Source organism: 'Chrysanthemum coronarium' phytoplasma (genome assembly GCF_000744065.1).
Classification (GTDB): Bacteria; Bacillota_I; Bacilli_A; order Acholeplasmatales; family Acholeplasmataceae; genus Phytoplasma; species Phytoplasma asteris.
On sequence record NZ_BBIY01000027.1, the window covers coordinates 1 to 14,633 of the forward strand.

A 14,633-nucleotide genomic window follows, 5' to 3' on the forward strand; every position below is an offset into this window, starting at 1 on the left:
TGCCCATTACAGGGTCACATAAATATAAAATATCAGGGTTCGTTCGTTTAAATCTTGCAACAATTTCCAAAACAGCTTCGCAAATATATAAAGATCCCATATATCCTGTTAAAATAGCTTGACACTGTTTTTCTACTCCAAGAGCAAAAAGACCTTCTACCAAATCAACTATATTTTGTTTGTTAAAAATTTGTCCTTGCCACTTTTGATAACCTGTATGATTGGAAAATTGAACTGTATTGATAGGCCAAACATCGAAATTCATATTTTGCAAAGGATAAACTGCTGCTTTATTTCCAACATAGCCATATACTACATGAGATTGGATAGAAAGAATATTTTTGGGTTTGGTGGGTATATTCATTTTGGAACTCTCCTTTATTTGGCTGGTATTTGGTTGTTTTTCAAGTATTTTAGTTTTGATTTTTTCATTTTACTATTTTATAATCTAAAACTATACTTCTATTCTAAATCAAAAATAAACTTATTTTGCAATTTATTTATGAATTATTATTTTAGTTTGAAAAAAATCAGTTTATTATCAAAAATACTTCAAATTTTTTTAATCATTTCAAAAAAAGAATGGTAATTTTGATATAATAAAGTTAATGAAAACAAACGAAAAATAAATAAAAAAGAAGCAAAATAAAAATAAGCAAAATAAAAAAACACCAAAACCAAACCAGAAAATAAAACCACCCTTAAATTAGGTAAAAAATAAAAAAACAATTCAATAAACGGAAGTAATTTAAAATGTCAATTCTTTTAGAAAAAATAAAAACTTTACCGCCCAATCCTGGTTGTTATCTTTTCCAAAACAAAAATGATACCATCATTTATGTTGGCAAAGCCAAAAATTTAAAAAAACGCGTCCAAAGTTATTTTACCAAAAGCAACAACTTAAAAACAACGATGCTAATTGAAGAAACCCAAGATTTTTTCTACATTATTACTAACAACGAACAAGAAGCCTTAATTTTGGAAGCTAACTTAATCAAAAAACACACCCCTAAATATAATTTCAAACTTTTGGATGACAAAACTTACCCTTATATTGAAATTACTAAAGAAAAGCACCCACAATTAAAAATTTCGCGATTCAAACAAATTCCTCCAGGAAAAATAATTTTTGGTCCTTATCCCAATCTTAAAAGCACCAAAGAAACCTTAAAATTGTTGCATCTTTTGTATCCTTTAAGAAGATGTCCGTTAGCATCAAAAAAACCGTGTCTTCATTTTCACATCAATCAATGCCTCGGTGCTTGCGCAGGAAAAACAATTAATTATAAACCCAACATTGAGGCAATTACTAAATTTTTAAAAGGAAATATCAAAGATATTTTAAAAAAATTACACCATTTAATGCAAACAGCTAGCGAAAAAATGTTTTATGAAAAAGCCCAAGAATACCGAGATATTATCTATTCAATCAAACAGACTACCAAAAAACAACTTATCAGCAATCAAAAACTGAAAAATTGCGATATTTTTGCTTATGCATTTAATCAAGACCAAATATCAATTCAAATTTTAAAAATGCGCCAAGGAAATATCGTTGAATCTTATCATAGCGTTTTTTCATATGTGGGCTTTGTGTGGGAAAACATTTTAACTTATCTTAATTGTTATTATCAAAAAAACCTTAAACCAGACATAATTATTACAGGCAAAAGCCAAGATGAAACTATTTTGCAACAAATGATAACTAACCAAACTTTATTGGAACAAATCTTACAAACCAAAGTAAATATTGCTCATAAAGGAGATAAAAAGAAACTTTATTTGCTAGCCTTAAAAAACGCCCAAAATGATTTAGCTAACAATAATTTAATCTATCAATCCAAAGACCAAAAAATCCAAGAATCATTAGACAAATTGGCAATTATTTTTAATAAAGATATTAAAAGAATTGATGTTTTTGATAATTCTCAACTATTTGGACAAGCCTTTGTGGCAGCAAGAATTGTATTTAATCATTTTGAATTTGACAAAAAACTTTATCGAACTTTTCACATTAAAGGCAAATTTCCTAACGAATATCAAGCTTTTGAAGAAACACTTACACGTTGTTATAACAAAGACAAGGAAGTTAAAAATGATTCACCAGATTTAATTTTGGTTGATGGCAGTTTAGTACAGTTAAGACAAAGCCAAAAAACTTTAAAGAAACTAGGCTATGAAATTCCTTTAGGAGCATTGCAAAAAAATAACAAACATCAATTAACTCATCTTGTAACTTTGCAAGAAAAATTAATGTTGGAACAAAGCCCTAATTTATTTTATTTTTTAAAAAGTTTAAGCGAAGAAGTCCATCGTTTCACTGTTGCTTTTCACCGCAAAACCAAAAACAAACTAGATTATAAAACTACTTTATCAAATATAAAAGGAGTTGGCGCTGTTAGAAAAAAAGCCATCTTAAATCATTTTGAAAGTTTAGAAGCCATCAAAAAAGCCACTTTGCAAGATTTTCAAAAAATAGGAATTAATCAAAAGTTGTTTTTGTTAATTAAAAAGAGTTTATAAAAGTGGGCAAATAGACATTTATTAAAAATATTGATAAAAACATGGACAAAAATTTTGGAACACAGAAAAACAACCATCTAAATATTTTGAAATTAAAAACCAAAAAATCACCAAAATAAAAAAAACAAACGCAAGGAGCAACAAATGAGTTTAACAAATTTATTTAAATTGCAAAGTTCTTTAAAACCAAGTGGCGACCAACCCCAAGCAATTCAAAAATTGGTTAATAATTTTAAACAAGGTTTACAAGAACAAATTCTTTTGGGAGCTACTGGCACTGGAAAAACTTTTACCATTGCAAATATTATTCAACATTTACAACAAAAAACTTTGGTTATTGCTCACAACAAAACATTAGCAGGACAACTCTACAACGAATTAAAAGCCATGTTTCCCAACAATCGCGTAGAATATTTTATTTCTTATTATGATTACTACCAACCAGAAGCATATGTAGCATCAAGCGACACTTACATTGAAAAAGACTCCAAAATCAACGATGAAATTGATCAGTTGCGTCATAGTGCCGCAGGTTCATTACTTAACCGCGATGATGTAATTGTAGTTGCTTCGGTTTCGTGCATTTATGGAGTAGGCGACCTTAAAGATTATCAAAAATCAACACTACATTTACAAATTGGAGATAAGTACGAAAGGAAAGCATTAATTAACAAGTTAATAGAATTAAAATATCAAAGAAATGAAATTAATTTTCAAAGAGGAACTTTTCGAGTAAGAGGTGACATTATAGAAATTATTGCCTCATCTAGCAAAGAAATTGGTATCCGCATTATTTTTTTTGGCAATGAAATTGAAAATATTCAAAATTTTGATGTTTTAAATGGCAAAGCAATTATGAATCTTAAATTAATTACTCTTTTTCCTGCTAGTCTATATGCTACAAATACCCAAAAATTACAAGAAAGTATCAAAAGAATTCGCCAAGAATTAAAGGAACAAATTAATCATTTTGAAAAAACTAACCAACTTTTAGCAGCCCAAAAAATTAAAATGCGCACTTTACATGATTTAGAAATGTTAGAACAAATAAGCAATTGCAATGGTGTTGAAAATTATTCAAGACATTTAGCACTCAAAGAAAAAGGCGAGGCACCATCAACTTTAATTGATTTTTTTGGAAATGAATTTTTAACCATTATTGACGAATCTCATGTAACTATTCCCCAAATTAAAGGAATGTATTTTGGTGATTTTTCTCGTAAAACCAACTTAGTAAATTTCGGTTTCAGACTACCAAGTGCCCTTGATAACAGACCTTTAAAATTCCATGAATTCCAAGCCAAAATGAATAAAGTTATCTATCTTTCAGCTACTCCTGGCAACTATGAATTAACTAAAAAAATCCCCATTGTAGAACAAATTATAAGACCTACTTTTGTCCTTGATCCAGAAATTGAAATAAGACCAACTCACAACCAAATGGATGACCTTTACTTTGAAATTAAACACCAAACTAAAAATAATCAAAGAATTTTGATAACTACTTTAACTATTAATATGAGCAATGACCTAACTGCTTATTTAAAAAATTTAGGCATCAAAGTAGCTTATTTACACAGTGAAATTAAATCTTTACAAAGACTTGAAATTTTAAAAGATCTAAGATTGGGAAAATACGATTGTTTGGTGGGAGTTAATCTTTTGAGGGAAGGACTTGACTTACCTGAAGTAGCTTTAGTAGCTATTTTGGATGCTGACAAACAAGGTTTTTTAAGAAACGAAAGAAGCCTTATCCAAACTATTGGAAGAGCAGCTAGAAACATTACAGGCAAAGCTATTATGTATGCTGATTGTATTTCTCCTGCTATGCAAATTGCTATTGAAGAAACTTATCGTAGAAGAAAAATCCAACAACAATACAACGAAACAATGAAAGTAACACCAACTGCTCTTAACAAAACTATTTTAGAAACAATTTCAATCAAACAAAAAGAAAGTGCCCAAAATGAAAATGAAAATGGTAAAGTTAAGGGACAAAAAAAGTTGCAAACACATACAAATATTACAGCTAAAAATAAAGAAATTAAACGTTTACAAAAAATGATGAAAGAAGCTGCCAAAACCCTTGATTTTGAAAAAGCAGCTACATTAAGAGATTTGATTTTGGAGTTAGAGAAAAAAGGCAAAAAAGATAACAATTAAAATAAAAAAAAGAGATCCCAAAAGAGCTCTTTATCTTTTTAATTTTTATTTAGTTGATTTAGTGGATTGTTCTTTTGTATTTTGATCTTTTTCATTTTGTTCTTTTTCATTTTCAACAGCTTGTTTTTCTTTTTCTGGCTTACCTTTTCCTTTTGTTTCTGTTTGAGCTTCTTCATCTAAAGCATAAACTTCGCTTTGGTTTAGGGTATTTTTTTCCATTAAAGCTTTAGTTAGTTTTTCTACTAAAACTTTATTAGTTGTTAAAAGTTCCTTAGCTGTTTTATAACATTCATCAACTATTTTTTTAACTTCTTGGTCTACTTGATAACGAGTTTGTCCAGAACTTTTTTCAAAATTAATATATCCTAAAGGACTCATCTCCGAATAAGCAACCATGCCAAAAGCAACTCCTGTAACTTTTTTTAAATCGCTGTAAACGCCATTAGTTCTAGTTTTGCAAAAAAGCTCTTCGTCAGCTGCTCCTCCCAAAGAAACAACTATTTCATATTTGAGTTGATTTTCGGTATGACAAAAAAATTCTTTATCAGAAGTAGGCCACATATAACCTAGAGCCCCTCCTCTTGGAGGAATTGTAAGAGTTTTAATGTAATCATTTATTTTATTGTTGTTCTAAATTAGTTATTTTAGTTTCGGTGTTTTCTTTATATTTAATTAAATATTGTTTTAATTCAGAAGAAATTTGAGGGTCTTATAATTCTTTTTCAATGGCATTAAATTTGGATTGTAAATTAATGAGATTTGTTTTTTAGTTATTTGTTCATTGATGTTTTTGATTTTATTTTGAGCTTGGATTTTTTGGTTTTCTAAAGCAGTCTTAGTTGCGCTCACTAAATCAAGTTGAGCTAATTTTTCTTCTAATTGTTTAACATTAATAATATTTACTTCTTTATCTTTTAATAAATTTTTATATTTAATAATTTCTTTTTCTTTAAGTAGTTTTGTTTCTGTAAGTAAATGTTTTTCTTTCAGTTGATTTGTTGTTTTTATTTTATTATCAATTTCTAAAATTTCTTCTTCAGTTTTTTTAAGAATTTTTTTAATAATAAATCAGTTTTTAATTCTTCTTTTTGTTGATTTTTTAATTTAATAATTTCTTCTATTACTTTTTTTCTTGGGAAGATAAATTAGAATCTTTCAATTATTCATTTTTAATAGTTATTTCTTCTTTTAATTGTTCAATTTTATTATTATCATCTTCAAAACAATCATTATTGTTTGATTGTAAAAAAGTTTGTTTGTTGATAATAATTTCACAAATGTATTTTATTGTTCCGTCTTTGCTGTAGTTGATCGTTTTGATTTCTTTACCTGTTTGGGGGTAGTATTCAGCGATATAATTTATTGTTTTTCCATCTTCGTTGTAATAGGTACATTTGACTAATTTATCTGTTTTGGGTTTGTATTCTTTGATGGAATAAATTGTTTTATCATCTTTTTTCCAATAAATGATTTCTTTCCTTGTGGGTTCAGATACTAATGGAGTTTGTTGAGTTGATTGAGGATTTTCAGGATTTGGTGGTTCGCAACCTTGATTATTTGTTTTATCTGATTTAAAACTTAATGATAAAAGAAATGAAAGAAAAATAACAGCAATAGAAAATAAGAAACCCCAAATGATAATATCGGTTTTATTAGAATTATTTTTTGACATTTTTTTACCCCTTTCTTTTTGTAATTTATAATATTTTTTTATTAATTAAAGTTTTAATCATTTGGGATAAATTATCTTTTTGTTGTTGTGTTAATCATAATATTTTTACAATTTTGATGGTTGCAATTTGGTTTTTTACAATATTTATGTTGGTTTAAATAATTTTGACGAACATTTTCAAAATAATTTAATGGTTTTTGTTCGATTAAGTCTAATTTATGATTTGATTGGTTTTGTTTACGTTTTAATCCGATTTTAGGGTAAATATCTAGATAGAAAGTTAAATGAGGTTTGATTAAATATTGATTAATAATTTTTGATGTTATTACATCATCACAATCAACATCATTGCTTTGATATGCCAAAGTGGAACCATACCAACGGTCAATTAAAACAAGATGACCGTTGAGTAAATTGGGGATTATCAGTTCATCTTGAACTTGAATCATGTTGGCGAAACTAAGAAAATATTTATTTTTTGGGCTTGTTTTTCTTTGATGTAAAAACAATTTTCTTATTTCTTTTTCAATAGAACTACTTCCTAAACTTTGAAAAACTTTTACTTTATTTCCTTTATTGATTAAAGAATTTTTTAATTTATTAATCAAAGTAGTTTTGCCAATTCCATCTAACCCTTCAAAAACTATTAATTTATTAAACATTTTTAATATTTCCTTTCTTATTTTTTAACTAAATTAATTTCTGGGAAAGAAACAAATTGTCTTTGGGATAAGGTTTTTAAGAAGATATTGGCTTTTTGAGAAAAACAATCAATTACTTGATTAATTCCTTGAATTTTGCCGTTTTTAATTTTATTGTTGAGTCTTTGGGATTCGATAGCATCATTAGTTAACAAATAATATTCAAAACGCGTATCAAGTTTTTTAGTTGTTGGGCTTCGATGATAGCTTGTTTATAACGTTCACGAAGGCAAGTTTTGAAGTTGAAGGCAATAATGCGTTTGTTTTGGGTAAATAAAACTAAATCAAATTTGATATCAGGAATGAAAAATAAATATGTTTGAGGATATTGTTTGGTGATTCCATAATGCCGAAAATAAATTAAAATTAGGTATTCATTAATTTTGCCACGAAGTACTTTTTGCTTTTGGGAATTTGATTTGATGATTTAATTTCATATATTGATTAAAAGGATATTTAAAGTAATTATCAGGTTTGATGTGGGATAAAATTTTTTCTGAAATTAACATTATTTTTCCTCGATTCTTTGGATTTCTTTATCAAAATTAAAGTAACATTGGCCTAATTTACCTGAACGATTTTTAGTAACAATAAATTGGGTAAAATCTTCTACATCATTTGTAAATTGATTTTTTTCATAATAACTTTCGCGATGCAAAAACATTACCATATCAGCATCTTGTTCAATTGAACCTGAATCTCTTAAATCTGAAAGATTAGGGATTTTAGATTCTCTCATTAAAGTTGCGCGGTTCATTTGGCTTAAAGCAATAATAGGAGTTTGTAATTCCATCACTAACTTTTTCAATTCACGAGTAATAATTCCAATTGCTTGATTTAAATTAAGAAATTGATCGTCTCTTAAAAGATGTAAATAATCAATAAAAACTATATCAAGTCCTTGGTGAAATTTTAATTGACGGCATTTTCTTTTAACTTCTTCTATTTTAGTATTTCTGTCATCATCAATTAAAATATTCAATTCAGTTAATTTTTCTTCTGTTTGTAATAATTGTAACTTTTCTTCACGAGTTAATTGTTTTTGTTCCATTTTTTTGATACTAATCTGAGATTCACAACTAATTAAACGTTTAATCAATTCTTCGGATATCATTTCTAAACTAAATATCAAAATATTATTTTTTTTAGGAATATTTTGAAAAACTTTAGCAATATTGACAGCCAAGTTCAACATAAAGGCAGTTTTGCCCATTCCCGTTCTTGCAGCTAAAATATTTAATTGTCCTGGTTTAAAACCACCAATTATATCATCTATATTATTAAATCCTGTTTTAACTCCAACTAAATTATTTTTATTGTGGTTTTCCAAAATGTCTTTGATTACTTTAGAAACACAACTTTTTAAATCTTTAAACTTGGGGGTGAGTTTTTTTCTTAATTTTGCAGTATTTGTTTCTATTAATTCTAAAAACTCTTGGGGAGCTATTTTGCTTCTTGCAATTTGGGATAATTTAGTAACAATACCGCCAATTTCTCTTTTTAAAGATGTTTCTTTAATTAAATCAATGTATGTTTCTAAGTGTCGAGGAGAAGGCATCGAATCAGATAATTCATTTAAATAATCAATTCCTCCTATTTGTTTTAATAATTTTTCATTTTCTAAAATAGCACTTATAGAAACATAATCAATTTCTTTATTATTTTGATGTAAGGTTTTCATGGCTTTAAATATATATTTATGATGAGGACTGTAAAAGTCAGTTTCTGTAATTTCATTAAAAACTAAGGAAATTATTTCGGGGTTTAAAAGTACAACCCCCAACAAAGCACGTTCGGCTTCAATCATCTTTCTAACTCCTTTTTTAAATTGGGATATAAAAAATACCCCTTCAAAAAGGGGTTTAGTTTCTATATTGATTAAAAAGTTTTTACTTCTTTAATAGTTCCGTTAAAATTATAATAAGTTTCTTTAATTGGTTCTTCTGTTTTGGGATTATATTCAGTAATACAGTTAATTGTTTTACCATCTTTATTAAACCAGGTTGTTTTAATAAAATTCCATGTATCAGGTGCATGTTCGTGAATACCACAAATTGTTTTACCATCAACATTATAATAAGTAGTTGTGTTTTTTTGATAATTCATATTTTTTATTCCTTTTTATTTTTTTTATTAATTTAGCAATTGCTTTGGTTTTGATAATTTCTACTTGCCTTGAAGATAAATTTATCATTTTGCCTATTTTTTTGTTGGAATATTTAATTTGGGGATCCTCATTAACATTTCCCAAAGGAATCCCAAAACTTAATCTAATAATTTCGAATTCTTGGGGATTTAAATTGGATTTGATTTTTTGAATAAACAATTCGTGATTAACTTGGTTTAACCAAATTTGATGGGGGTTTAGATTGTTGATATTAATAGATTGAGGTTGTTTTTCTTCAAAAGGAATATTACTTGTTTGTTTTTCTTTCCGAAAAACCTTTATGGAAGTGGAAGTTGTTTGTAGACCTCTGATAAGTTCTGTAATTTCACTTTTAATTGTTGGGATTGCATAAGCAATGAAGTCATAACCTAAATCTTGGTAATTATTTAAAGCTTTGATTAAACCTAAAATTCCTTCTTGGTATAAATCTTCTCTTTGAAGTGATTTAGGGAAATATTTAAATTGTTTAACTATTTTTTTTAATAATGGCAAATGCATTTCGATTAATTGATCGCGAATTGATAAATTCTTTTTATTTTTTAAAAAATCTTTAAATAATTTTTGTCTTAACATTTTATTCCTTCCTAAAAATATTTTTAGAAAAGATAAGAAATTATTTTTTTAGTCTTGAAAAGAAAAAAAAGACTAACTTAATAGTTAGTCTTAAAGAATTTTTAAAAAGTAAAAAGTTGTCCAAAGTTTTGGAACACCTCACACCAATTACATAAACATCGCCTTCTTTATCAAAACCATCCATTTGATCTAAAAAAGCATTAACAGTTTTAATACTTTCTTCTTTGGTTTCTGCGGTTCTGGCAGGAAGTAAAGCATCAATTTCATCAATAAATAAAATAGAAGGCGAATCATCTCTAGCTTCTTTAAATTTTTTAATTAAGTTTTCGGCTCCTGAATTTTGGACAGAAGTTCCAAAACTAGTTCCATTACAAGCATAAAAAGGAAGTCCTGCAGTATCTGCTAGTGCTTCAGCTAAAAAAGTTTTACCTTTTCCTGGTGATCCATAAAATAAATATCCTTTAGGAAATTTAACATCTAATTTTTTCCATACTTGAGGATTTTTAATATAATCAAACATTTCTTGTAAAGTTTTAACAGTTTCATCTAGTCCTTTAATATTTTTCAAAGAAAGTTTTTTACTCCAACTTTCCTTATCTTTTCTAAAAAAATAGACAGTAGGAGTGTCAAAAGAGTTTTCCAATAATTCTTTTAAAGTTAATGATTGTTTATTTTTTTGTCCAAGAGTAAAAAAGACTGCCAATAAATCATCATCAGCTTCTTTAACATTAACATCTAATTTTGATAATGGAATTACTTCTACTTTTTCATTTTTGCCTCCTTGTCTAGAGTTATAGGAAGGTTTGTCGGTTCTATTAAACTCAAACATTTTATCTGATTCTTTAGTATTAGAACCTAAAATTGCAACAATTTGTTTTTCTGGAACATTGGTTCTTTTCCAAGGAATAAATTTTACTTCTATATTAGGGAAAAAAGACGATTTTTTTAATTCTTTTTGAGAATCTTCAAATTTAGTTTCTACAATAGTTTTATTAAAAGAACCATCTTGATCACTATTTTTTTTAAATACTTTTTGTTGATTTGTAACATTAGTTTTTACAGTTTTTGCTTTTTCATTAGTAGTACTACTAGGAAATAATTCATTTAATTTGGTAAGCATTTTGCCATAATTTTCTAATTTTTTAGTTTGATATTCGGTTAAAGATTTTTTTATTTTTTTATCATATAAATCATTAAAAAAATCATCTTTAACTTTAGCTTCTTTATCTAATTCTTCATTAGATAATGCTTCATTAACAGCAGTTTCTAAATTATTTTTCAAATCATTTACTAATTCATTATCTTGATTATTAAAACCTTGAAAAACTTCTTTTTGTTGTTGTGTTAAAGGCTCTAATTGTTGCATTAATTCAAAAACTTTAGTTTTATCTTCTTCTTTTTGTAATTCAACATATTCATTAACAGCATTTTTAAATTCAAACAATTTATCCTTAAAAACTTTTTTTCTATTATTTAATAGATTAGTTTTTAATTCTGGATTTTGCTCAGGATAAGTTTCTTCAGCTTTAACAAAAGGAAAACAAAACAATACAAAAAACAATAAGAAAGTAGATCTCTTTAAAAGAGACCACCTTTTTATTGATACAAAATTATTTTTTGGAATCATTGTTATATTTTATTCTTTCTTAAGTTTATTATTTGTTCTATTGTGATATTTTTTGTAATAAAAAAAACTACTTCCTCCTAAAAGTAAGAAAACTGTACTTGTTAGCCCTACAGAAGTAAATACTAGAGGTAATTTAGAATTTTTAGTTTTATCTTTAGTTTCTTGAAGTTCTTTTTCTAAATTAGTTTTTTCAGATTCTAAACCAGATACTTTGTTTGCTTGAACTTGTAAAGTTTCTTTATCTTCATTAGCTTTTTTCAATTGTTCTTGCAATTCTTCTTTAGTTAATTGGGTTTTATTTTGCACTGCTTTTAAAACTGCTTTGCAAACTTCTAATTGAACTGTTGGTTTTGTTTCTTCTTTTTGTAATTCTTCTAAAAGTTTTGTTTTTGCTTGTTCTAAATCAACTTGTGGTTCAGTAAAAGTACCAAGGACTGTTTTTGTTTGTTCTAAATCTTTTAATAGATTAGTTAAAGTAGGTTTGTCTACTTTATCCAAAACAGCTTATTTATTGTCTTGTGCAACTAATTGTTCTACTGTTTCTTTCACTAATTTTTCAACTACAAATAAAACTGCTTGATTTAATGTTGCTTCTTTTTCTTGAGCTAATCTTTTAGCTTCTAAAAGTGGTTGTTTTACTTCTTTATCAAATTTTTTTACTAAATATTCAACAAATTCAACAACTGTTACTTTGTGTTGTGCAGGAATATTTTTCAATTCATCTGCTTTTTTTCTTCAAAGAAAGCTGGAAAATGAAGTTTGTCATCTTCTTCTAAAGCTTCTAAGGTTTTTTCTTCCAATAAAGCAACAACTTAATTTAGAACCAATTTATCAGTTGTGTCAGTTAATTTTTGATCTAATACAAATTTTTCAAAAAAGCTTTTACTAATCCTTTGTCTTCTTCATCATCAAAATTTTCTAAAACTTGTTCTTTAAAATACTCTTTTACTAATTGTAAAACTAATTTTTTAGCTGATTTTGGGAGTTTTTCTTTTGTGTTTAGTTCTTCAACTTGATCTTTAAATACTTTTTTGTCTCTGTCGTCTTGCAATAATAATTCATTAGTTGTATTTGAAAGTAATTTTTTAACTGGGGATACAACTAAATTATTAACTTCTTCATCCAATAATACTTTTACTGTTTCTTGTAATGCTTCTTGTAATCCATTTTCTTGAAGTTTAGTCTGAAATTTTTCATCAGCCATTAATTTATTTACTACTTTTACAACATCTTCTTCTTGAACTAATTTATAAGCTTCTAATTTATAATTTTGTAATTCATTTTCGGCTGCATGGTCTTCTTCGGGAACTGGAACTGTTGAAAAACTTACTGCTTCTCCTTTTTCATATGTCCATTTAACATCAAAAGTACATTCTTTACTATTAGCTACAAATTGCCAATTAACGGAAACATCAGCATTAAAATATTTTTTTCTTTTAGGTAATTTATCTTTATTATATTCCCAATCATAAGTATTTTTATGAGCCCAATCAACTTTTAATTGATCATCTTCTAATGTGTAATGTCTTTTTCTGTTGAAATCTCCATCATCCAATCCTTCTTGATCGTAAAAATAATGGCAAGTTGATTCATTTTGATAATCAACTTTCTTGTCTGCTTCTGAAGTGCTTTCAGGTGCAAAATATAGTTCTTTTGTTTGATTGTTATTTTCATCAAAAGCTGCGTCCCAAGTATCTTTATTAACCCACTCAACTTCACCAGCATCATTGTAAAATCTTTTGGTTTGTGATAATTCTTTGCCTTTTTAATCAAATTCTAATAATTAGCTTACTTTTTTGCCATCTTTGGTATATTTTTTTACAAACTTTTTAAAAAGTTTTCCATCTGTGCCTGTTTCATATTCAAAATCAAGGGTATTTTGGTTTTCCCAATCAACTTCATTTTCTCCTTGGTTTTTGTAAAATCGGGAATGTAATTTATTTTTTCTATTATCGTATTTAATGACACATCTTTTTTTAGATTTCCTTCTTCGCTGTCAGACCAAAAAAAGGTTTTGTTATGAAATGTTGTTCCATTTTCTTCATGACATTCCTCAAACCAAGTTGAATTAGAACCCCATTTAACTTTGTTTTCTGCTGAATAAAAAAGTTGTTTAGTTCTATACAAACCTTTTTCATCATATTCGGCAGTCCAAGAAGCATCCTCCCAATTAACTTTGGGGTCTTCCTCTGTGCTATCTGATTTGTATTTTTTTTACCTAAAACATTAAAATTTTTATTATAGTGAGGTGTTCCAAAACTTTAGACACTTTTTACTTTTTAAAAATTCTTTAAGACTAACTATTAAGTTAGTCTTTTTTTCTTTTCTAAGACTAAAAAAATAATTTCATATCTTTTCTAAAAATATTTTTAGGAAGGAATAAAATGTTAAGAGAAAAATTATTTAAAGATTTTTTAAAAAATAAAAAGAATTTAGAAATTCGTAATCAATTAATCGAACTTCATTTACCTTTAGTAAAAAAACTAGTTTATCAATTTAAATATTACCCTCAAGTTTTAACTAAAGAAGATTTATATCAAGAAGGGATTTTAGGATTAATCAAAGCCCTAAATAATTACCAAGATTTAGGCTATGACTTTGTTACTTACACAACCCCGAAAATAAAATTTGCAATCAATGAACTAATAAGAAAAAGCCATTCACCTTCAATCCCCCAAAAAACTACCAAACACAACAATATCAGTTTTAAAGAAGAAAAATACCTACAACCTAATTGGGATAAAATCCTTAATCCGCATCAATTATGGCTAAAACAAGTAAAACATGAATTATTAATAAAAAAACTAAAAACTAAACTAAGTAAAAATGAATTCAATGTTATTTGTTTAAGTTTTGGTATCTCGCTAGAAAACAAAAACGAACCTAATCAACAACCCCTAACCAATCATGCAATCGCCCAAAAACTAAAATTAACTTTAAGACAAATAGAAAAAATCAAAAATATCGCTATTCAAAAAATAAGTCCAAATAATAAAGATAATTATAAAAATAAGGAGAATAAAAAATGTTAAATAAAGTTCAATTAATTGGTAATATCGCTCATAACCTAGAAAAACAATATATCAATAGCAACAACGAACAAATACCTAAAATAGATTTCAATTTAGCAATTAACAATAAAGATAAAGTGCAATACATCCCTTGTGTAGTGTTTCGTAATCAAGCTGAAAACATGAGTACATATTT

17 protein-coding genes and 2 pseudogenes are annotated in these 14,633 nt (G+C 26.9%); 4 read left to right on the forward strand and 15 right to left on the reverse strand.

Annotation, left to right across the window (positions count from 1 at the left end; translation table 11 throughout):
• The coding region (gene pdxY / locus OYV_RS01530) for a pyridoxal kinase (RefSeq protein ID WP_042067957.1) at window positions 1-364 on the reverse strand (364 nt) is incomplete at its 3' end.
• A 389-nt stretch (window positions 365-753) separates the two neighbouring features.
• On the opposite strand from pdxY, the gene uvrC reads away from it, so the two are divergent.
• Both uvrC and uvrB read left to right on the forward strand, forming a co-directional pair.
• Entirely contained in the window at window positions 754-2,523 is a 1,770-nt protein-coding gene (gene uvrC, locus OYV_RS01535) for an excinuclease ABC subunit UvrC (RefSeq protein ID WP_042067958.1), read from the forward strand.
• Window positions 2,524-2,667: 144 nt separating this feature from the next.
• A complete protein-coding gene (gene uvrB, locus OYV_RS01540; RefSeq protein WP_042067959.1) occupies window positions 2,668-4,686 on the forward strand; it encodes an excinuclease ABC subunit UvrB in 2,019 nt (672 codons plus the stop codon).
• A gap of 45 nt (window positions 4,687-4,731) precedes the next feature.
• On the opposite strand, the gene OYV_RS04575 is transcribed toward uvrB, so the two are convergent.
• The 14 genes and pseudogenes from OYV_RS04575 to OYV_RS01610 all read right to left on the reverse strand — a co-directional run bounded on the left by OYV_RS04575 (window position 4,732) and on the right by OYV_RS01610 (window position 13,553).
• Window positions 4,732-5,304, reverse strand: coding sequence for a hypothetical protein (locus OYV_RS04575; RefSeq protein WP_320408565.1), 573 nt, complete (start codon window positions 5,302-5,304; stop codon window positions 4,732-4,734).
• 66 nt (window positions 5,305-5,370) lie between these two features.
• Window positions 5,371-5,535, reverse strand: coding sequence for a hypothetical protein (locus tag OYV_RS04970; RefSeq protein WP_172642341.1), 165 nt, complete (start codon window positions 5,533-5,535; stop codon window positions 5,371-5,373).
• A gap of 310 nt (window positions 5,536-5,845) precedes the next feature.
• On the reverse strand, window positions 5,846-6,358 hold the full coding sequence (locus OYV_RS04580) for a DUF2963 domain-containing protein (protein WP_081931914.1): 513 nt from the start codon (window positions 6,356-6,358) through the stop codon (window positions 5,846-5,848).
• Between the two features lie 25 nt (window positions 6,359-6,383).
• Window positions 6,384-7,020 (reverse strand): annotated as a pseudogene (tmk, locus tag OYV_RS01560) (dTMP kinase).
• A gap of 17 nt (window positions 7,021-7,037) precedes the next feature.
• Window positions 7,038-7,474: pseudogene (locus OYV_RS01565) on the reverse strand (hypothetical protein); the annotation flags it as partial.
• Window positions 7,437-7,568: a hypothetical protein gene (locus OYV_RS05515; protein ID WP_269077277.1), complete on the reverse strand. Its 132-nt coding sequence runs from the start codon at window positions 7,566-7,568 to the stop codon at window positions 7,437-7,439. The gene OYV_RS05515 and the pseudogene OYV_RS01565, both read right to left, overlap by 38 nt.
• Complete coding sequence (dnaB, locus tag OYV_RS01570) at window positions 7,568-8,866, reverse strand: replicative DNA helicase (protein WP_042067961.1); 1,299 nt, start codon at window positions 8,864-8,866, stop codon at window positions 7,568-7,570. Before dnaB ends, OYV_RS05515 begins: the two co-directional genes overlap by 1 nt.
• Before the next feature lie 71 nt (window positions 8,867-8,937).
• A complete protein-coding gene (locus OYV_RS01575) occupies window positions 8,938-9,165 on the reverse strand; it encodes a DUF2963 domain-containing protein (RefSeq protein WP_042067962.1) in 228 nt (75 codons plus the stop codon).
• Window positions 9,131-9,799 carry a sigma-70 family RNA polymerase sigma factor gene (locus OYV_RS01580; protein WP_042067964.1) on the reverse strand — a complete coding sequence of 223 codons (669 nt, stop codon included), beginning with the start codon at window positions 9,797-9,799 and terminating at the stop codon, window positions 9,131-9,133. Before OYV_RS01580 ends, OYV_RS01575 begins: the two co-directional genes overlap by 35 nt.
• A 40-nt stretch (window positions 9,800-9,839) precedes the next feature.
• Window positions 9,840-11,426 carry an AAA family ATPase gene (locus OYV_RS04400; RefSeq protein ID WP_081931915.1) on the reverse strand — a complete coding sequence of 529 codons (1,587 nt, stop codon included), beginning with the start codon at window positions 11,424-11,426 and terminating at the stop codon, window positions 9,840-9,842.
• Window positions 11,427-11,435: 9 nt separating this feature from the next.
• Entirely contained in the window at window positions 11,436-11,924 is a 489-nt protein-coding gene (locus OYV_RS01590; RefSeq protein WP_042067965.1) for a hypothetical protein, read from the reverse strand.
• Window positions 11,925-11,930: 6 nt separating this feature from the next.
• On the reverse strand, window positions 11,931-12,143 hold the full coding sequence (locus OYV_RS01595) for a hypothetical protein (protein WP_042067966.1): 213 nt from the start codon (window positions 12,141-12,143) through the stop codon (window positions 11,931-11,933).
• 139 nt (window positions 12,144-12,282) lie between these two features.
• Window positions 12,283-12,981: a hypothetical protein gene (locus OYV_RS01600; protein WP_042067967.1), complete on the reverse strand. Its 699-nt coding sequence runs from the start codon at window positions 12,979-12,981 to the stop codon at window positions 12,283-12,285.
• Window positions 12,982-13,244: 263 nt separating this feature from the next.
• A complete protein-coding gene (locus OYV_RS01610) occupies window positions 13,245-13,553 on the reverse strand; it encodes a hypothetical protein (RefSeq protein ID WP_042067969.1) in 309 nt (102 codons plus the stop codon).
• A 257-nt stretch (window positions 13,554-13,810) separates the two neighbouring features.
• Between OYV_RS01610 and OYV_RS01615 the strand changes: the two genes are divergently transcribed.
• Window positions 13,811-14,458 (forward strand): sigma-70 family RNA polymerase sigma factor, encoded by a 648-nt coding sequence (locus OYV_RS01615; protein WP_042067970.1) that lies wholly within the window; start codon window positions 13,811-13,813, stop codon window positions 14,456-14,458.
• Window positions 14,452-14,633: single-stranded DNA-binding protein (locus tag OYV_RS01620; RefSeq protein WP_042067971.1), on the forward strand; the 182-nt coding region annotated here is incomplete at its 3' end. The genes OYV_RS01615 and OYV_RS01620, both read left to right, overlap by 7 nt.